Source organism: Herbaspirillum chlorophenolicum (assembly GCF_001189955.1).
Taxonomy (GTDB): Bacteria; Pseudomonadota; Gammaproteobacteria; order Burkholderiales; family Burkholderiaceae_D; genus Herbaspirillum; species Herbaspirillum chlorophenolicum.
In genome coordinates this window covers 1-18451 of record NZ_LFLT01000008.1, presented here as the reverse complement: position 1 = coordinate 18451, position 18451 = coordinate 1, and the positions used below count along the sequence as shown (strand labels likewise).

General features: G+C 62.8%; 16 protein-coding genes and 1 pseudogene. 9 read left to right on the top strand and 8 right to left on the bottom strand.

Annotated features, from left to right (window positions below):
• Window positions 1–84: 84 nt before the first annotated feature.
• Window positions 85–1779 carry an NAD(P)H dependent flavin oxidoreductase family protein gene (locus AKL28_RS07200; protein ID WP_050467432.1) on the bottom strand — a complete coding sequence of 565 codons (1695 nt, stop codon included), beginning with the start codon at window positions 1777–1779 and terminating at the stop codon, window positions 85–87.
• Window positions 1780–1880: 101 nt separating this feature from the next.
• Here AKL28_RS07200 and AKL28_RS07195 point away from each other — a divergent pair, with 101 nt between their 5' ends.
• Window positions 1881–3383, top strand: coding sequence for an aminotransferase-like domain-containing protein (locus AKL28_RS07195; protein ID WP_050467431.1), 1503 nt, complete (start codon window positions 1881–1883; stop codon window positions 3381–3383).
• 5 nt (window positions 3384–3388) lie between these two features.
• Here AKL28_RS07195 and AKL28_RS07190 read toward each other — a convergent pair whose 3' ends face one another.
• Window positions 3389–4306 (bottom strand): cupin-like domain-containing protein, encoded by a 918-nt coding sequence (locus AKL28_RS07190; protein ID WP_050467430.1) that lies wholly within the window; start codon window positions 4304–4306, stop codon window positions 3389–3391.
• Between the two features lie 184 nt (window positions 4307–4490).
• Between AKL28_RS07190 and AKL28_RS07185 the strand changes: the two genes are divergently transcribed.
• Window positions 4491–5381 (top strand): TauD/TfdA dioxygenase family protein, encoded by an 891-nt coding sequence (locus tag AKL28_RS07185; protein WP_050467429.1) that lies wholly within the window; start codon window positions 4491–4493, stop codon window positions 5379–5381.
• Between the two features lie 249 nt (window positions 5382–5630).
• Window positions 5631–6128, top strand: coding sequence for a LapA family protein (locus tag AKL28_RS07180; RefSeq protein ID WP_050467428.1), 498 nt, complete (start codon window positions 5631–5633; stop codon window positions 6126–6128).
• A 100-nt stretch (window positions 6129–6228) separates the two neighbouring features.
• Here AKL28_RS07180 and pyrE read toward each other — a convergent pair whose 3' ends face one another.
• Window positions 6229–6888, bottom strand: a complete 660-nt coding sequence (gene pyrE, locus AKL28_RS07175; protein WP_050467427.1) for an orotate phosphoribosyltransferase — start codon at window positions 6886–6888, stop codon at window positions 6229–6231.
• Window positions 6889–7036: 148 nt separating this feature from the next.
• On the opposite strand from pyrE, the gene AKL28_RS07170 reads away from it, so the two are divergent.
• Window positions 7037–7810, top strand: a complete 774-nt coding sequence (locus tag AKL28_RS07170) for an exodeoxyribonuclease III (protein WP_050467546.1) — start codon at window positions 7037–7039, stop codon at window positions 7808–7810.
• Window positions 7811–7922: 112 nt separating this feature from the next.
• Here the strand turns inward: AKL28_RS07170 and AKL28_RS07165 are convergent, their stop codons facing one another.
• From AKL28_RS07165 to AKL28_RS07150, 4 genes and pseudogenes are all read right to left on the bottom strand, one after another.
• Window positions 7923–10580 carry a DNA topoisomerase III gene (locus AKL28_RS07165; RefSeq protein ID WP_050467426.1) on the bottom strand — a complete coding sequence of 886 codons (2658 nt, stop codon included), beginning with the start codon at window positions 10578–10580 and terminating at the stop codon, window positions 7923–7925.
• A 346-nt stretch (window positions 10581–10926) separates the two neighbouring features.
• Complete coding sequence (locus AKL28_RS07160) at window positions 10927–11403, bottom strand: Smg family protein (RefSeq protein ID WP_050467425.1); 477 nt, start codon at window positions 11401–11403, stop codon at window positions 10927–10929.
• 87 nt (window positions 11404–11490) lie between these two features.
• A pseudogene (gene dprA / locus AKL28_RS07155) lies at window positions 11491–12657 on the bottom strand (DNA-processing protein DprA).
• Window positions 12658–12685: 28 nt separating this feature from the next.
• Window positions 12686–13564: a hypothetical protein gene (locus tag AKL28_RS07150; RefSeq protein WP_156226256.1), complete on the bottom strand. Its 879-nt coding sequence runs from the start codon at window positions 13562–13564 to the stop codon at window positions 12686–12688.
• 174 nt (window positions 13565–13738) lie between these two features.
• On the opposite strand from AKL28_RS07150, the gene def reads away from it, so the two are divergent.
• Entirely contained in the window at window positions 13739–14263 is a 525-nt protein-coding gene (gene def, locus AKL28_RS07145) for a peptide deformylase (protein ID WP_050467422.1), read from the top strand.
• Between the two features lie 79 nt (window positions 14264–14342).
• Here def and AKL28_RS07140 read toward each other — a convergent pair whose 3' ends face one another.
• Window positions 14343–15407 (bottom strand): MBL fold metallo-hydrolase, encoded by a 1065-nt coding sequence (locus AKL28_RS07140; protein ID WP_050467421.1) that lies wholly within the window; start codon window positions 15405–15407, stop codon window positions 14343–14345.
• Between the two features lie 263 nt (window positions 15408–15670).
• Between AKL28_RS07140 and AKL28_RS07135 the strand changes: the two genes are divergently transcribed.
• The 4 genes from AKL28_RS07135 (at window position 15671) to AKL28_RS07120 (ending at window position 18430) form a co-directional block, all read left to right on the top strand.
• Window positions 15671–16093 (top strand): MerR family transcriptional regulator, encoded by a 423-nt coding sequence (locus AKL28_RS07135; RefSeq protein WP_050467419.1) that lies wholly within the window; start codon window positions 15671–15673, stop codon window positions 16091–16093.
• A 102-nt stretch (window positions 16094–16195) separates the two neighbouring features.
• Entirely contained in the window at window positions 16196–17380 is a 1185-nt protein-coding gene (locus AKL28_RS07130) for an isovaleryl-CoA dehydrogenase (RefSeq protein WP_050467418.1), read from the top strand.
• A gap of 22 nt (window positions 17381–17402) precedes the next feature.
• On the top strand, window positions 17403–18005 hold the full coding sequence (locus AKL28_RS07125; protein WP_050467417.1) for a 2-hydroxychromene-2-carboxylate isomerase: 603 nt from the start codon (window positions 17403–17405) through the stop codon (window positions 18003–18005).
• The gene (locus AKL28_RS07120) at window positions 18005–18430 is read left to right on the top strand and encodes a YchJ family protein (protein ID WP_050467416.1); all 426 of its coding nucleotides are present in this window, start codon (window positions 18005–18007) and stop codon (window positions 18428–18430) included. Before AKL28_RS07125 ends, AKL28_RS07120 begins: the two co-directional genes overlap by 1 nt.
• Window positions 18431–18451 lie beyond the last annotated feature (21 nt).

Genomic DNA, 18451 nt, shown 5'->3' with positions numbered 1-18451 from the left:
GGGATCGGGCCGCAGCGACAAGAAGAAAACCGCATCCGTGGATGCGGTTTTTTTTCGTCTCTCGCTATGACAAACCGTATAGGACTACTGCCCCGGCAAGCCGATCAGGAGGTCTTCGTAGAAGGCTCCCACCGGATAGCTGGGATGACGCAGCTGGATCTCCAGCACCCACAGCGCATGGCTCGGAGTGATATCCATCTCGGCCAGCTTGGCCGGGCCGAACAGCGCATGCGGGAAATCGGAGACGCGATGTCCGGCCAGGTTGCGTTCCAGCTGCCAGCCACCGCGCAAGGCCTCGGCCTGTGCAAAGTCGTACAGCTGGCGACCGCTCAGCCCGGTTTCCCATGCAGCCCGGGTGGCATCGAAAACGTCGCGCGCGGCCTGGGCGCAGGCACGGTGCAAGGCTTCGTTGCCGAAGACGAAGGTGTCCCCGAAGTCACCTTCGCAACCGTCCCAGACCGGGCCGATGTCGACCACCACGATGTCGCTCTCGCGCAGGGTGCGATCGCGCTGCACGCCCTGGCGCGGCGTGCGCACCGTGTCGTCGCCGAAGCGGATGTAGGTCGGATGCCAGGTGTGTGACGCCCCCATGTCGTGCAGGTGCCGGTCTGCCATTTCCACTGCCTCGGCGGTAGACATGCCGACCCTGAGCTTGCCGGCGATCTGCGCCACGGCGCGGATGGATTGGGCACGCGCGGTGAGCATGCCTTCCAGCGCATAGCGCGGCCCCACCCGCTCGAATACCGGGTCCAGGCTGCCCAGCGCCATCGGCGCCACGCTGGCGCCGGATGGGACGAAGGCCTCGGTCACCAGCTGTTGAGGCGACACGCCCCAATGCGTGCAAGCCTCATGCAGCGCGGCGATCATTGCCGGATTGCCACAGGCGACCAGTTGGGTAGAGGGCCACTGATGGCCACCGGCAGCAGCCAGCTCCTGCACCTGTTCACCCGAAGCGCCGTTGGCGGCGATCCAGCGCAGGCGCGGCTCACGGGCAGCCAGTGCATCCAGGAAGGCGGCATCGTAGAAATCGTCCGCCTCGGCATTGCCCCAGTAAAGCGTCACGCGCAGGTCCGGCGCGGCTTGTACATCCGCCAGTGCCGCCAGCAGGATAGGCTTGATGCCGGCATAGCCGGTACCGGTGGCCAGCAACACCAACTCCCGGGCTTTGTCTGCTGCTGCGGCTTGCCAGGTGCAGGCACCGAAGCCGCCTTCCAGCGCCAGCCGGTCGCCAGCCTGCAGGCGCGAGAGCATGCGCCCGGAAAAATGGCCGTCACGCACCTGCCGGATATGGAATTCAAGCCGGCCATCCTCCAGCTCGGGCAGGTTGGCCACCGAGAAGCAGCGGCTGCTGCCATCGTCGAGATAGAAGCGCAGGTACTGCCCCGGTCGCACCGATGGCTGTTGGCCTCCGCAAGGACGCAGCACCAGACAGGTCACGCTGGCGCTCAAGGGATGCTTCTCCAGCACCTCGGCTTCGAAGCGCAAGGCCTGCGCCGGCAGCGGCCATCCAGGGACCTCGATGCGCATATCGCTGCAGGCATGGCTCTGGCACAGCAGCATCTCGTCCTCGCCCAGCGGATAGGGCGTGCCCAAGGCCTGGTAGGGCTGGCGCCGATGGCGGCCTTCCAGCACCCGCACGCGACAGCATCCGCACTCGCCGCGCCGGCAGGAAAAGGGCAGAGAGATGCCCTGTTCCAGCGCCGCGTCGAGCAGCAGCCCGCCACCGCTGGTAAAGCCGTGCACATCATTGGCGATCGCTATCCTGTAGTGCTCCTGCATACGTTTCTCCCTTGTCCATATGCCGCAACGGCCTGTCACCGATGAACGGATTGTGCAGCTAGAATAGGACCCTCCAATACCTCCAGTTTTGAGAATTTCACATGGTCCAGATCAGACACTGGCGCCTGCTGCTCGACCTGGGCAATGCCGGTGCGGGCATCTCTTACCGCGACATCGTGTCCGGCCTGGCGCGCGCCATCGGCGATGGCCGCCTGCATCCCGGCACGGCACTGCCGGGAACCCGCGAGATGGCCGCCATGCTGGGCGTAAACCGCAAGACCGTCATCGTGGCCTATGAGGAAGCAGCCATCAAAGGCTGGCTGGTCAGCCGCGAGCGCAGCGGCACCTTTGTCAGCAGCGCCTTTGATCGTGGCGCGGTCCATGCAAGCGACACGCTCGCCGGGCGGCAGGATCGCCTGTTTGCGCCACCATTGCAGGCACTGTCCCTGCCGGCGTATTTCAACGAGCTGCCGCCGCAGGGTGCAATGCGGGACCATTGCATGATGTACTTCGACAATGGCTCGCCGGACCACCGCCTGCTGCCTCAAGCCATCCTGCACCGCCACTATCGCCGTGCCCTTCGCGAGGGCTTGCGCAATGGCCGCGTGCGCTATGGCAACCTGGAGTCGGCCAGTCAATTGCGCGTGGCCCTGGCCGCGATGCTGGGCGCCACGCGCGCGCTGGCGGTGTCGCCCTCCAACATCTGCCTGACCCAGGGCACGCAGATGGCCCTGCACCTGGCGGCCGCCGCACTGATACGGCCGGGCGATACGGTAGTGGTGGAGCGACTCAGCTATCCGCCGGCCTGGGCCATCTTCCAGGCGCTGGGCGCGCGCGTGGAAGTGGTGGATATCGATGCCCATGGCTGCCAGGTGGAACAGGTCGACACCCTGTGCCGGCATCGCCCCATCCGCTTCATCTACCTCACGCCGCACCACCAGTTCCCCAGCACGGTGAGCCTGCGCGCCGACCGCCGGGAAAAGCTGCTGGCCCTGGCGGCCCGGCATGGCTTTTCCATCATCGAGGAAGACTATGACCACGAATACCATTTCACAGGGCGCCCCTACGCGCCGCTTGCCAGCGATCCGCGGCAGCGCCATGTGATCTATGTCGGTTCGCTCTCCAAGCTGCTGGGGTCGAGCTTTCGCTGCGGCTTCGTGGTCGGCCCCGAGAACCTGGTTGCCACCCTGGAGAGCAACCAGTACCTGCTGGCCACCCACGGCGATGCCATCCTGCAGAAGATGCTGGCCGAGCTCATTGCCGATGGCGAACTGCGACGTCATGTCCGGCGCAGCAGCAAGCACTATCGCCAGCGCCAGGAAGTATTGCTGGACTGCCTGCAACGCAGCTTCGGCGACCGCATCTCCACCCGCGTTCCCGAGGGCGGACTGGCACTGTGGGTGACCTTCTGCGACGACATCGATGTCGATGCCCTGGCCCGGCAGGCGATCGGCGAGGGCTTGTTCGTGCGCAGCGGCAGCCAGTTCTCGCCGCAGGGAGAATCCATCAATGGATTGCGGCTGGGATTTGCCTCGATGTCGCCCGATGAACTGGTGCGGGCGGTGGCGCGGCTGCAGCGCGCATCGCTACGCAGCCGCCGCTAGCACTGTCACGTCCCCAGCACCAGCGGCCGCCCACGCGCCCAGCGATTGCATGACAGCGAGAAGCTCAGCGAGCTGACCTGGTGATACCAGCCTGCCGGCAGGTACAGCATCTCGCCCGGTTGCATCACACAGTCCACCAGCGCGGCCTGGCACGCCAGCGGAAAGCGTTCCAGGTCGGGATGGTCCGGATCGAAGGGCGAGCCGAACAGGATGGCATTGGCCTCGCGTGGATAGAGATATTGATCGTGATGCGGCGGCGCCAGCCAGATGCGCTTACTGCCCCAGATCTGCGTGAAGACATTGTCGTCATAGTCGCAATGCAGTGGCGTCACGGTGCCGGCCGGGCCGATCCAGAAGCGCGGCGGTCCCATCTTGTCGAAGAAGTTGGGCCAGTGGCACAGCGCATTGAGTTCACGCAATTCCAGGTTGCCGAGGTAGGGCGGCAGGTCGCCGGGGTCGCGCTCCACCTGGTCCAGGTAGTCCAGCAGCCGCATGTCCTGCATGGCCCGGTCCGGGGCGAAGGCGGTATTGATGTAGTCACCTACGCGCGCCCGTACCGCCAGTGCGCCGAAACGGGCGCGCAGCGTGGCCACCGTCAGTGTGGATAGCGGCCAGCTCGTAGCCATGCCGGTCATGATGAAGGGTAGGCCAGCGGCGGCCCGCTGACGGAACGCCGCCGTCTTCATCGGACCCAGGCGCGGGATGTCGGCCAGCACCGGCAGACGGGCGCTGGCCTGGCGGATGGCCGCGCGCATCGCGGCAATGGACTCCACGCCGCGAACCTGCGCATCGCGCCTTTCCTTGTCCTGCTTGCGTGCCGCCGCCTCCTCGGGCAACAGCGCCACCACCGCAGGGCGCGGCGGCAGCGGACGTGCGGGGCGCTGGCTGGCGTCGGCAGAGGAGTCGGAAGCGGTCTGTTTCATCGGCGCTATTGTAGCGCCGCCGGCCACAGCGGCTGTCGCCGGCAACGCTGCACGCATATCGATATGCGTTCTTGTTCCTTGTCCCCTCGTCCGGCAGGCGTTGTAATAAGTGTTTTTTGCTGCCGGAGCTGCCTGAGCGATCATGTCGCAGCCTGCAGCCATTGCCGATCATGGAGGAGCGGGCATGTCAGTTGCCACTTTGGAAAGCGCGCCGCGTGCGCACCAGCAGGTCGAGATTCGTCCATTCGGTGGACCGTTGGGGGCCGAGATCATCGGCCTGGATCTGAACCACGACGTCTCCGACGCCGAACTGGCGCGCATCCGCAGCGCCTTCGTCGAACATGGCGTGGTGGTCTTCCGCGACCAGCGCATCACGCCCGAACAGCATATTGAATTCAGCCGCCGCTTCGGCCCGCTGCAGGTGCATGTGCTCAACCGCTTCCACCTGAAGAACCATCCCGAAATCCTGATCGTCTCCAACGTGGTGGAAGACGGCAAACCGATCGGCCTGGTCGATGCCGGCGCCGACTGGCATTCGGATCTTTCCTACATGCCCAAACCCAGCCTGGGTGCGCTGCTGCATTCGCAGGAACTGCCCGCCGAGCGCGGCGACACGCTGTACGCCAATACCGCCGACGCCTGGGATACGCTGCCGGCCGCAACCAAAAAGCTGCTGGAAGGAAAGCGCGCGGTGCACTCCTACGTCTACCGCTACGAGCGTCTGCGCAAACTCTCGCCGTGGCGCGCCGAGCTGACGCAAAAGCAGATAGACGAAGTGCCACCGGTCGAGCATCCGGTGGTTACCACGCATCCCGAAAGCGGGCGCAAGATCCTGTTCGTCAGCGAAGGCTTCACTTCGCATATCGTCGGCATTCCACGCGACGAGAGCGACGCACTGCTCAAGGAACTGCATGCCCACATCACGCGGACGGAGAACGTCTATACCCATCGCTGGCAGCCGCACGACATGGTGTTCTGGGACAACCGCAGCACCCAGCATTACGCCGCCATCACGCCCCAGCACTTGCGCCGCACGTTGTACCGCACCACGGTGGAAGGCGACGTGCCGCGCTGATATTGCCGGTCCGGTCATCCATTCCCGTCATTCCGGAGAAAACCGCTGATCCCGGCTTTCTCCGGGATGACCGGCAACTAAAAATATGTTCGGATTGGCAACATTCGTTGCCTCCGAAGGAACATCCCTCCTCCCCTCGCAGTCCAATCGGTTCATCTTGCCTGTCTGGCAAGGTTGGTCGCGATCGCAATTCCGCCTGCTACACTCGCAATTGCGTGCCTGCAAACAAACCCAAAACAGGAGGCTGCAATGAGATTCCGGACTATTTTCCTCATCGTTCTGCTGGCGCTGGTCGCCATCTTCGCCGCCGTCAACTGGACCGCCTTCGTGGCGCCGACCACGCTGTCGCTGATCTACACCGATTTCCAGGCGCCGCTGGGCCTGGTCATGCTGGGCGTGACGGTGGTGCTGACGGCCTTTTTCCTGCTCTACATCCTGGCGCTGCAAACCAGCATATTGCTGGAGAGCCGGCGCCTGACCAAGCAACTGGAAACGCAACGCGACCTGGCTGACCAGGCCGAGCATTCGCGCTTCACCGACCTGCGCGGCTATCTGAAGAGCGAACTGGAGCAACTGAACCAGCGCCAGACCGAGCAACAGGCTTTGCTGGCGCAGCGGCTGGAGACCCTGCAAAAGGACATCGGCCTGCGCGTGGAGCAGACCGAGAACGCGGTGGCGGCCCAGCTCGGCGAGCTGGATGACCGGCTGCAGCGGCATAACGTGGGCGGCGCCATCCGCCCGCTCTAAAATTCCGCCGCCAGCGGCACGCCCAAGAAAAAACGGCTGCATCATCCGATGCAGCCGTTTCCATTTGGAGCGCTTGCCTGAACCCGCCAGGCCGATCCGGTCAGACGCCGTAGCGCGTGCGATACGCCGCCACAGCATCCTTGTGCTGCGTCAACCGCGCATCGCCACCGTTGGAGATGTACTCGAACAGGTCGTTCAAGTTGCCGATGGAGATGACCGGCATGCCGTATTCCCGCGCCACTTCCTGCACCGCCGAGAGCTCGGACAGTGCGTCATCCTTGCCGGAACGTTCCATACGGTCGAGTGCGATCAGCACTGCGCACGGCGTGGCGCCTGCAGCGCGAATCATGTCCACCGACTCGCGCACCGAGGTACCGGCAGAAATCACGTCGTCGATGATCACGACCTTGCCCTGCAGCTTGGCGCCGACGATGGTGCCGCCTTCGCCGTGGTCCTTGGCTTCCTTGCGGTTGAAGGCGAACGGCACATTGCGGCCCATGCCGGCCAGTGCGACCGCAGTCGCCGAGGCCAGGGTGATGCCCTTGTAGGCGGGGCCGAACAGCATGTCGTATTCGATGCCGGCGTCGGCCAGGGTCTGCGCATAGAAGCGCGCCACCTGGGCCAGGGTCGCGCCTTCGGAAAACAGGCCGGCGTTGAAGAAATAAGGCGAGGTACGGCCTGCCTTGGTGACGAATTCGCCAAAGCGCAGCACGCCGGCCGACACGGCGAATTCAATGAATTCCTGTCTCAAATTGCTCAAAATACATTCCCGGGGAAAAGTGAAGTCGAAGGCTGGCGCGCCTGATGTTTTCCAATTGGCAATTCCGGCGCGCAGCAAAATCTGACCGACATTTTAAATGAAACGCCCTATCGGTTATGCTACCGACCTTACTTTGCAGGATCAGAACATGCCAACAATCGTCTCCGCCAACCTCAACGGCATCCGCTCCGCGGCCAAGAAGGGTTTCTTCGAATGGCTGCAGAAGGAGTCGCCCGATTTCGTCTGCGTCCAGGAATTGAAGGCCCAGGCAGCCGACATGACCGAACAGTTCCTGGCCCCCGAAGGCTATGTCGGCCATTTCCACTATGCCCAGAAAAAGGGCTATTCGGGCGTGGGCGTCTACAGCAAGCGCGAGCCGGACTCGGTGCGCATCGGCTTCGGCAATACCGAATTCGACGACGAAGGACGCTATGTCGAATGCGACTTCGGCGACCTCACCGTGATTTCGCTGTACGCCCCGTCCGGCTCATCCAGCGATGAACGCCAGCAGGCCAAGTTCCGCTTCATGGAAGTGTTCCTGCCGCACCTGATGGCGCTGGAAAAGAGTGGCCGCGAGATCGTCATCTGCGGGGACTGGAACATCGCCCACAAGGAAATCGACCTGAAGAACTGGAAGAACAACCAGAAGAATTCGGGCTTCCTGCCGGAAGAACGCGCCTGGATGACCCACATCTTCGACAAGCTGGGGCTGGTCGATGTCTACCGCCTGCTGCATCCGGAAACCACCGGCGACGCCTACACCTGGTGGAGCAACCGTGGCCAGGCCTGGGCCAATAACGTGGGGTGGCGCATCGACTATCACGTGGCGACCAAGGGCATCGCCTCCACGGCAAAGAGCGCCGCGATCTACAAGGAACAGCGCTTCTCCGACCATGCGCCGTTGACGGTGGTGTACAAGTAAGCGGATGCGCTACGGCCTATAACGACGCAGGAACCCGGCATCGTTTGCACCACAAAAGAAAAAACCCTCGCCATTCACATCGCGAGGGTTTTCTCTTTGAACAGCCTGACGATTACGCGCTGGCGGCTTTCTTCGGCGTCGCCTTCTTCAGAGGCGGTTTCTTCGCCGCAGCGGGCTTCTTCGCAGCCGTAGCCTTGGTAGCCACAGCCTTCTTCACCGGCTTGGCCGTTGCCTCATCGGCGCCATCGTCTGCTTCTGCTGCAGCCGCCTTGCCCTTGGCGGGGGCCTTGGCCTTGCGCTCCTCGAACTCGAAGCTGATCTTGCCGTCCTTGCCGCGCACCAGGAAGGCCTTGAACGGCCGGCGCGTACGCTGCGAGATGAAGCCCGGCAGCAGGTCGGTCTTGCCTTCGTTCAGGAGCTTGGCCATCTGCTCGGGCAGGATCTCCTGCTGCAGGATGATGCGGCTGCTGCGGAAGTCGCAGGCCTTGGGCTTGGCCACGGTCTTTTCGCAGACGTAGGCCAGGCCCATTTCGTAGACGCCGGACGCGCACTTGGGGCAAGCGCCCAGCGGCGTCTGCTCGCTGAAATCGACCGGCTCGCCGCCCTCGCCTTCGCCGTCATTCTGGCCGAAGTCGAACTCCAGCTTGTAGTTCTTGATTTCCTCGTCGCGCGAAATCTTCAGGATGGCGGCGAACGGCCGGCCCATCTTGGAACGGAAGCCTTGCAGCGGACCGATGGTGCGGTTCTTCAGCAGCTCTTCCACTTCGGCGATTTCGAACTGGCGCCCGCCGGGTACCTTGGTCATCGAGAACTCGCACTTGGTGCAGGCAAAACGCCGGTAGTTTTCCTTGACCACGCCGCCGCAATTCGGGCAAGGCGTCTGCAGCGTCGCATAGTCGCCCGGAATGGTGTCGTTGTCGTATTCCTTGGCGCGCTTGACGATGATCTGGGTCATCTGCGCGATCTCGCGCATGAATTCCTCGCGGCTGATCTTGCCGCGCTCCATCTGCGCCAGCTTGTGTTCCCACTCGCCGGTCAGTTCGGGTTCGGTCAGTTCATCCACACCCAGGCCGTGCAACAGCGTCATCAGTTGGAAGGCCTTGGCGGTCGGCATCATTTCGCGGCCTTCGCGCAGCAGGTACTTTTCGTTCAGCAGGCCTTCGATGATGGCCGCGCGCGTGGCTGGCGTGCCCAGCCCCTTGCCTGCCATCGCTTCGCGCAGCTCGTCGGAATCGACCAGCTTGCCGGCGCCTTCCATGGCCGACAGCAGCGTGGCTTCGGTGTAGCGCGCGGGCGGCTTGGTCGCCAAACCGTTGGCCACCACCTTGTCGGTCTTGACCTTCTCGCCCGGCGCCACGGCAACCAGGTTGCCGCTGCCGTCCTTGTCCTTGTCGTCTTCCTCGACTTGCTTGCCGTAGATGGCCAGCCAGCCGGGATTGATCATGACCTTGCCTTCGCTCTTGAACTGGTGGCCCGACACTTCGGTGAAGCGCGTGGTCACCTGGAACTCTGCCGCCGGGAAGAACACCGCCATGAAGCGGCGCGTCACCAGGTCATACAGTTTCTGTTCCGGCTCCGACAGGTTCTTGGGCACCTGGGTGGTCGGGATGATGGCGAAGTGGTCGCTGATCTTGGTGTTGTCGAAGATGCGCTTGTTGGGCTTGACCCAGCCTTGCTTGAGGATCTGCTTGGAGAACTGGTGGTAATTGTTATTCTCCGAGAGCGCCTCCATCGTGTCCTTGACGGTGGCGAGGTAATCTTCCGGCAGGTGGCGCGAATCGGTACGCGGATAGGTCAGCACCTTGTGCTTTTCATACAGCGCCTGCGCCAGGCCCAGCGTGTTCTTGGCCGAGAAGCCGAAGCGCGAGTTGGCCTCGCGCTGCAGGCTGGTCAGGTCGAACAGGCCGGGGGCCATTTGCGTGGTCGGCTTGGATTCCTCGGTGACCGTGCCGACCTTGTCGCGGCAGGCCGCCACGATGGAATCCGCCGCCGCCTTCGCCCACAGGCGTTCCGGCCGCTTCTCGGGATCGGCTTCGTCCTTCTTGTGCGCCTTGTCCAGCCAGCGGCCCTTGTAGATGCCGGCGGCGCAGACGAATTCGGCGTGCACTTCCCAATAGTCGCGCGAAACGAATTTCTTGATCTTCTCTTCGCGCTCGACCACGATCGACAGGGTCGGCGTCTGCACGCGGCCCACGGTGGTCAGGTAGAAGCCGCCTTCCTTGGAGTTGAAGGCGGTCATGGCGCGCGTGCCGTTGATGCCGATCAGCCAGTCGGCCTCGCTGCGGCAGCGGGCGGCGTTGGCCAGCGGCATCATTTCTTCATCGTCGCGCAACTGCTTGAAGCCGTCGCGGATTGCGCCCGGCGTCATCGACTGCAGCCACAGGCGCTTCACCGGCTGCTTGGCCTTGGTGTATTGCGCAATCAGGCGGAAGATCAGCTCACCCTCGCGGCCCGCGTCACATGCGTTGATCAGGGTGGTCACATCCTTGCGCTTGATCAGCTTGGACAGCACCTTCAGGCGCGACTCGGTCTTGGCGATCGGGTTGAGCGCAAAGTGCGGCGGGATCATCGGCAGGTGGGCGAAGCTCCATTTGCCGCGCTTGACGTCGTACTCTTCGGGCACCGCGATTTCAAGCAGGTGGCCGACTGCCGACGACAGGACGTATTCATCGGATTCGAAATACTCATCGTGCTTGGTAAAGCCACCGAGCGTCTTCGCGATGTCGTTCGCGACAGAGGGCTTCTCGGCAATGATGAGGGTCTTGCTCATAGGTATGGGTCTCAAAAGAGAGGTCGGTTGCTGGCATTATCAGGAATGACGACGCCAATCTGGGGCCGGATGTTCCTTAAACAACGCCATGTTGCCCAAAGCACAGGAAATCTTGTTCGTGTGAGCGGCGCAGTCTGCGCGCCGCTCCTTTGATTGCTTTTGGACAACGAATATTTATATAGTAGCCAATATTGGCCTGATGCGGGGGAATGATAAGCGTGATGCAAATAAAACGGCAAGCCTGATGGCTTGCCTGAATGACTTGCACGAGAGCGGATTTGCAAGGTTTTGAATAGGGGAGTCTTGCGGGCGGCCTGCAATATTGCCTTGCCGCCAACGCAATGCATCAATGCAACAGGCGCGGTTCGCTGTCTTCCTCGTCGAGGAAAAGCTCTTCGAACATCAGGCCATCCGGTTCCTTGCCCTGACTCCAGAGCACCATGAGCACGATGACCTTGAGCTTTTCCAGCGTGATCGGCACTTCGCCGGCTGCCAGCGCGCGTTCGATGACAATCTCGCGTTGCATGCCGTCGAGCATCTTGGCCGACTCCAGGAACTGGATAAAACCAACAGCATCGGTGCCGAGGACGTCGGTCTCCTGGCGTGCGTAGATGCGCGTGCCGAAGGAAAAGGAGGTTTGCCGGGGGTAGGAATCGGCGAACTCGTGGTTGGCGACTTCAAGGTCGGTCAGCCAGCCGAGCGCCTGGGAAATTTCATCTTCTTCAAAACCTATCGCGGACAACTTCTTCACCAGCGCCTCCGGTTCGGGGCAGGCATCGGGGCGATAGTAGGTTTCGTACAAGTAAACAAGGACATCGAACATAGGTCTACTCTATCGCGAAGGGTGTGAATACACAAGTCGGCATCCCCAGTATGGCAGGATTTTTCTGACCCTGCTGCATAAATTTGCTCACTCAAGACGACGATAGCGCGCGCCCGGCAATACCTCGATACGCCCCGCCAGCTCAAGCTCCAGCAAGATGCCCGAGAGCCGCGCCGCATCCAGTTTGCAGCGCGCTCCGAGGGTATCCGTATCGACCGGATCGTGGCCCATTGCCTGCATGACAATGGCTGCTGGCGCATCGTCATCCCCGGCGCCGCGCAAGCTCTCCGATCCGGCATGTTGCCGCCCTTGCGAAACATTTCCTTGTGCTGCGAACAAGGGTGGCATCTCCTCCAGGATATCTTGCGTGGTCTCGACCAGCTTGGCACCCTAGCGGATGAGTTGATGGCACCCCTTGGCCAACGGCGAATGGATCGAGCCCGGAATCGCGAACACATCGCGCCCCTGCTCGGCTGCCATGCGCGCGGTGATCAACGAACCCGACTGCGCTGCCGCTTCCACCACCAGTACAGCCCGCGCCAGGCCTGAAATCAGGCGGTTGCGGCGCGGGAAGTTGGCCGCCAATGGCGGCATGTCGAGCGGATACTCGCTGACGATACAGCCCTCTTGCGCAATGCGTTGCGCCAATGCGCGGTTACGTTGCGGATAGTCGATGTCGATGCCGGTGCCAATCACCGCCACCGTCGAACCCGGCCCGCGCAAGCCACCGGTATGCGCTGCGGCGTCGATACCCAGCGCCAGGCCGGAGACGATGGCCAGTCCCGCATGGCTCAATTGTTCCGAGAAACGCTCGGCATGCGCCAGCCCCTGCACGGTGGCATTGCGGCTGCCGACCACCGCCAGCGCGTTGGCCTCCAGCAGCGCGATGTTGCCCTTCACGTAAAGCAGCAGCGGCGGATCGGGAATATTGAGCAAGGCGCGCGGATAGTGCGCATCGGCCAGCGTCACGATCGCATTGCCCGGCGCCTCGGCCCAGGCGAGCGTGGCGTCGATGTGGGCGCGCGCGGCTGCGGTGAGCGGCTTGCACAACGCATTGGCAATACGCGGCGTGACCAGTGTATCCAATGCCGCCCGCTCGGCACGCAGCACAAGGCCCGGCAGGCCGAAAGCACCCAGCAGCCGTCGGCCGGTTTCGCTGCCGACGCCGTCGGTCAGCGTCAGCCGCAACCATGCGTCCAGACTGGCCGGATTCCCAACCTCGGGAGGATGCGGGGGAAGAGGAAAATCATGCATATCGTTCACACAGACGTTGAATCGGAAATCAATCGGGACAGGCCGCGATGCAAACTTCATCGCCCCCTTCCAGCGGAGCGGTACCGCGTACAAGCTGCGCCACCGACGCCCGGCCGCCGGCGTGCAGGACGCGACCGGCGATATCGCCGCGGCGCCCGCATCCCGCCACGCGCAAGCACATGCCGGCATGCACGCCATCCGCCGCGCCACGGTCCAGCCCCACGACCTGGTCTACGGCCGCCAAGCGCATGCGCTCCGCACCGGACTGCATGACTACGCGTGCGGCAACAGCCTGCACGGCCCCTTGCTTCTCCTGCGGCCATGTCTGCGCATCCAGGACAATGTCCCCCGCGACGATCTCCCGGCTGCTGCTGGTAATGACCGCTTCGCCCCCTTTGCCATTCGTATCGCGACGGACGATGCGAGCGCCGCCGATCCGGAAGGCCATTCGTCCCAGTGCCGTGCCGCCATCGGAAGAGCGAAGCACCGGGCCAAGACGGTAGATCGAAACGAACCCTTCATGGGACGCGCCAACAAGGGCAATGCGCACGGCCTGGCCGGCCACGAATAACTGCGTGGCATCGCGCGCTGCCGCAGGCCCTGTTACCTTGGCAAACGGGCCGGCATCAGGATCCAGCACCATCGCCAGCGGCCGCCTGCTGTCATCCCCCACCCGTTGAGCCTGTGGCAACGGCGCCAGCACGCGGGGCCGCGGCGGCAAGACGTATTCCGGCAGCAGCGAAGAAGCAACAGACAGCGACGGCGCCAGTGCCAAAACAGCGCCTCCAAGTGCCCATCCGCCGGAAAACAGCGGGCCTGTGCTAAACTTTTTCATCGTTTCGGGAAGATCAAAATAAAGCTGGCCGTTGCCTGCAAGGCATGCGGCGATAACAGCCGGAACCGGCATGCCGCCCGGATTTGCCGGATGCCAATCCCGCCGAAGAAGGCTGGGATTCTGCCGCTGCCGCGCTTGAAGCGGCGTAATCCGGCCTTATTTAAAAGATATTCCCGATAAAAATTTTCCCGTTGCTCGCAAAATGGCGAGCAACGATGTACAAGTCGATTGCCGAGATTTCCGCGTATGGCCCTGCTCAATATCCTCCGTTACCCCGATCCGCGCCTGCATAAGGTAGCCAGCCCCGTCACCGTATTCGACGAGCGCATCAAGAAGCTGGTCGCCGACATGGCCGAAACCATGTACGCCGCGCCGGGCGTCGGCCTGGCCGCGACACAGGTCGACGTGCACGAACAAGTGATCACCATCGACGTTTCCGACGATGGCCATGAACTGCGCGTATTCATCAATCCGGAAGTGCTATGGGCCAGCGAGGAAAAGCGCGTCTACGATGAAGGCTGCCTGTCGGTGCCCGGCATCTATGACGGCGTTGAACGTCCGGCGCGCGTGAAAGTGCGAGCCTTCGACGCCGACGGCAAGCCGTTCGAAGTGGAAGCCGACGACTTGCTGGCCGTGTGCATCCAGCATGAGATGGACCACCTCAAGGGCAAGGTCTTCGTCGAATACCTGTCGCCGCTCAAGCGCAACCGCATCAAGACCAAGCTGCAGAAGGAAGAGCGCGAAATGAAGAAAAGCGCGGCCAACGGTTAAGACCAGGCGCCCGTTTCCGCTTCACGCAAAAACGCCGGACATGTCCGGCGTTTTTTATTGCCTGCGCATTCGATGCGGGCTATACGGCGACGAAACGGTAGACCCCGTCCTCGCCCAGTTGCCGCTTCAGTGCGCCGTCGTACCAGAGCTTGTGCAAATGGGCCACCGCCTCGCCCAATGCGAACGAAAGCTGGTGCGTATCCAGCGCGCGCTTGAACAGTACCGGCAGGATATCCACGCCGGTCTGGGGCGTGGCGCAGGCTTCCAGGACTTCGGCCAGCCGCAGGCGATGGTGCTCGTCAAGCTGGGCGATGCGAGTGTGCAAGCCGCGAAACGGCTTGCCGTGCGAAGGAAGCACCAAGGCATCGGCCGGCAAATGCGCATACTTCTTCAGTGAGTCGAGGAATTGCTGCACCGGATTGGATTCGGGTTCGATCGCAAACACCGAGACATTGGTCGAGATGCGCGGCAGCACCATGTCGCCGGAAATCAGCGCATTCAGTTCACCGCAGTACAGCGATACATGTTCCGGCGAATGGCCGAAGCCGGTGATGATCTCCCAATCGCGCCCGCCGATGCGCACGGTGTGTCCGTCCTGCAGCCGCACATAGGCGTATGGCACTACCGGCACCAGTTCCGAATAGTAATTGTTGCGCCCCTGCAGCGTTGCGATCGTCTCCGGATCGGCCAGGCCGTGGCGCTGGAAATGCGGCGTCGCCGCCGTACCTTCGGCGCCCGGCAAGGCCGCCGACATGACACGCGCAAACGCATAATCGCCCGCGCTCATCAGCAGCGGCGCCTGCCAGCGCCGGCACAGCCAATCGGCCAGGCCGACATGGTCCGGGTGGCAATGCGTGACCAGCACGCGCAGGATCGGCAAGCCATTCAGTTCGTCGGCGAAGATGGTTTCCCATGCTTGCTTCGTCGAATCGGTGGCGATGCCGCAATCGACCACGGTCCAGCCGCGCTGCAGGCCCTGCGGCGTTTCGACTTCATCCTCCAGCAGCCACAGGTTGATGTGGTTCAGCGCAAAGGGCAAACCCATGCGCAACCAGCGCACACCCGGCGCAACCTCCATGGTGCGGCCGGTTTCCGGCATGGCGTCGCCGAAGGCGTAGTCGAGCTGGGATTCAAGAGCATTCATGAAATACCTGACAAGATGAAACAAAAGAAAGTGGAACATGGGACGGCAAGCCATTGCCGTACTGACAACGAAACAGCCCTGCCGTCATATCCCCTGCATTTTCCGCTGGACGACGGAGCACAATATACTTTACGTTAACGTAAAGTTCCAGTTCCGGGAATGTCGATGCCGTATCCGTTCCGTGCAAAGAGACGGAATTGAGGCAAACGAATATGCCCCAACCAGCTTAACCAATATTCCCGTTCGACGCAGACCGAGCCACCATGCCCACCTACACCATCAGCGAACTGGCGGAAGAATTCGGGATCACCCCGAGGGCAATCCGTTTCTACGAGGATCATGGAATCCTCAATCCCAAACGCGAAGGCGCAGGCGGCCGCAACCGCGTCTACCCGGCGCGCGAACGCACGCGGCTCAAGCTGACGCTGCGCGGCAAGCGCCTCGGCTTCACGCTCTCGGAGATCAAGGACCTGATCGACATGTACGAGTCGCCCAAGGATACCGAGCCGCAATTGCAGCGTTTCCTGGGCGTGCTGCAACAGCACCGCGACAAGCTGGAACGCCAGCGCGAGGACCTGGAACTGACGCTGGCCGAAATCGCCGCGCATGAAGATGAATGCCGTGCGCTGCTGGAAGACGAGAGTAAAAGAACTGGTACGCCGAAATCCCGCCGCAAGGCCGCCTGAATATATCGAAGCGCACCGGAACACAGAAAAATTGACGTTAACGTCAACCAGGCCGGCACAGATCCGGCATTGAAAACGACTACCGATAATGAGGAGACAAGCATGCCCGACCTGCCAGGACTAAGCTTCAACCACGGCGAAGACATCGATGCGCTGCGCGCAGCCGTAGCCACCTTTGCCGCCGCCGAAATCGCCCCGCGCGCCGCCGAGGTCGACCGCAGCGACCAGTTCCCGATGGACCTGTGGAAGAAGCTGGGCGACCTGGGTGTGCTCGGCATCACCGCCAGCGAAGAATACGGCGGCGCCAACATGGGCTACCTGGCGCACATCGTCGCGATGGAAGAAATCTCGCGCGCATCGGCCTCGATCGGCCTGTCGTACGGTGCCCACTCCAACCTGTGCGTGAACCAGATCAAGCGCAACGGCAACGATGCGCAGAAACGGAAATACTTGCCCAAGCTGATCTCCGGCGATTTCATCGGCGCGCTGGCGATGTCGGAACCCAATGCCGGATCGGATGTGGTCAGCATGAAGCTGCGCGCCGACAAGAAGGGGGACCGCTACGTGCTCAACGGCAGCAAGATGTGGATCACCAACGGGCCGGACGCCGACGTCATGGTGGTGTACGCCAAGACCGACCTGGAAGCCGGCGCGCGCGGCATGACGGCCTTCCTGGTGGAAAAGGGCTTCAAGGGATTCTCGGTCGCGCAAAAGCTCGACAAGCTGGGCATGCGCGGCTCGCACACCGGCGAACTGGTGTTCCAGGATTGCGAAGTGCCGGAAGAAAACGTGCTGGGCGGCATCGGCCGTGGCGTCAACGTATTGATGTCGGGCCTGGACTTCGAACGCACCGTGCTTTCCGGCGGTCCGCTGGGCATCATGCAGGCTTGCATGGACGCGGTGGTACCTTACGTGCACGACCGCAAGCAGTTCGGCCAGGCCATCGGCGAATTCCAGCTGATGCAGGGCAAGCTGGCCGACATGTATTCCACCATGATGGCCTGCAAGGCCTACGTCTATGCAGTGGGCCAAGCCTGCGACCGCGCCGCCTCGCCGGAGCAGGTGCGCGCGCTGCGCAAGGACGCCGCCGGCGCCATCCTGTACTCGGCCGAAAAGGCCACCTGGATGGCCGGCGAGGCGATCCAGGCGCTGGGCGGCAACGGCTACATCAACGAATACCCGGTGGGCCGCCTGTGGCGCGACGCCAAGCTCTACGAAATCGGCGCCGGCACCAGCGAAATCCGCCGCATGCTGATCGGCCGCGAACTGTTTGCCGATACCCTCTAACCCTTTTCCCGATACCCACATCATGAGCAACCCCATCGACTTCTACTTCGACTTCAGCTCGCCCTACGGCTACTTCGGCGCCGTCGAGATCGGCAAGCTGGCGGCGAAATACGGCCGCCAGGTCAACTGGCATCCCATCCTGCTGGGACCGATCTTCAAGAACATCGGCACCAACTCGCTGGTCACCATTCCGGTCAAGGGCGAGTACTCGCGCCACGACATGGGACGCACCGCCCGCTTCCACAACATCTTCTTCAAGGAACCGGGCAACTTCCCCATCGGCACCCAGGTCGCCGCGCGCGCCGCGCTGTGGGTGCAGGAGCAGCAGCCGGCAAAGGCCGTCGATTTCATCCAGACCATCTACAGCGCCTACTTCACCGAAGACATCGACATCAGCGTACCTGCCAGCGTGCTGCGCATCGCCGGCGACCTCGGCATCGACCATGCCGCGCTGGAAGCCGCGCTCGGTACGCAGGAAATCAAGGACAAGCTGCGCCAGGCCACCGAAGACGCCATGCAGAAGGGCGTATTCGGCTCGCCCTTCGTGATCGTGGACGGCGAACCGTTCTGGGGCTTCGACCGCTTCACGCAACTGGAAGCCTTCCTGAAAAACGGGAAGATCTGATGGGCGGCAAGAACGACAAGGCCGCAGGCGGCCCCTGCCCCTGCGGCAAAGGCGCCTTCGCCACCTGCTGCGGCCGCTTCATCTCGGGCGCGGAGATCCCCGCCACGGCCGAACTGCTCATGCGCTCGCGCTACAGCGCCTATGCGCTGCGCAATGAAGCCTACCTGCGCACGACCTGGTTCCCCGACACCTTGCCGGAGGAAGAGCTGACTAGTGAAACCGACGTCAACTGGATCGGCCTGGATATCAAGAAACAGACACACACCGCCGGCACGGACGAAGCCACGGTCGAATTCGTGGCCCGCTTCAAGGTCGGCGGCAAGGCCCATCGCATGCACGAGATCAGCAACTTCGTGCGCCGGCCGGATGCGCAAGGCACACCGCGCTGGTACTACGTCGACGGCAGCTTCCCGGGCGACGCATAAGAACCTGTTCACGATCTCGCC

Coding starts and splice junctions, on each gene's coding strand:
- AKL28_RS07195 (WP_050467431.1), top strand. CDS start 1,881: ATGGTCCAGATCAGACACTGGCGCCTGCTGCTCGACCTGGGCAATGCC.
- AKL28_RS07185 (WP_050467429.1), top strand. CDS start 4,491: ATGTCAGTTGCCACTTTGGAAAGCGCGCCGCGTGCGCACCAGCAGGTC.
- AKL28_RS07140 (WP_050467421.1), bottom strand. CDS start 15,407: ATGAATGCTCTTGAATCCCAGCTCGACTACGCCTTCGGCGACGCCATG.
- AKL28_RS07190 (WP_050467430.1), bottom strand. CDS start 4,306: ATGAAACAGACCGCTTCCGACTCCTCTGCCGACGCCAGCCAGCGCCCC.
- AKL28_RS07130 (WP_050467418.1), top strand. CDS start 16,196: ATGCCCGACCTGCCAGGACTAAGCTTCAACCACGGCGAAGACATCGAT.
- AKL28_RS07125 (WP_050467417.1), top strand. CDS start 17,403: ATGAGCAACCCCATCGACTTCTACTTCGACTTCAGCTCGCCCTACGGC.
- AKL28_RS07120 (WP_050467416.1), top strand. CDS start 18,005: ATGGGCGGCAAGAACGACAAGGCCGCAGGCGGCCCCTGCCCCTGCGGC.
- def (WP_050467422.1), top strand. CDS start 13,739: ATGGCCCTGCTCAATATCCTCCGTTACCCCGATCCGCGCCTGCATAAG.
- AKL28_RS07135 (WP_050467419.1), top strand. CDS start 15,671: ATGCCCACCTACACCATCAGCGAACTGGCGGAAGAATTCGGGATCACC.
- AKL28_RS07165 (WP_050467426.1), bottom strand. CDS start 10,580: ATGAGCAAGACCCTCATCATTGCCGAGAAGCCCTCTGTCGCGAACGAC.
- AKL28_RS07160 (WP_050467425.1), bottom strand. CDS start 11,403: ATGTTCGATGTCCTTGTTTACTTGTACGAAACCTACTATCGCCCCGAT.
- AKL28_RS07200 (WP_050467432.1), bottom strand. CDS start 1,779: ATGCAGGAGCACTACAGGATAGCGATCGCCAATGATGTGCACGGCTTT.
- AKL28_RS07180 (WP_050467428.1), top strand. CDS start 5,631: ATGAGATTCCGGACTATTTTCCTCATCGTTCTGCTGGCGCTGGTCGCC.
- AKL28_RS07170 (WP_050467546.1), top strand. CDS start 7,037: ATGCCAACAATCGTCTCCGCCAACCTCAACGGCATCCGCTCCGCGGCC.
- AKL28_RS07150 (WP_156226256.1), bottom strand. CDS start 13,564: ATGCCGGTTCCGGCTGTTATCGCCGCATGCCTTGCAGGCAACGGCCAG.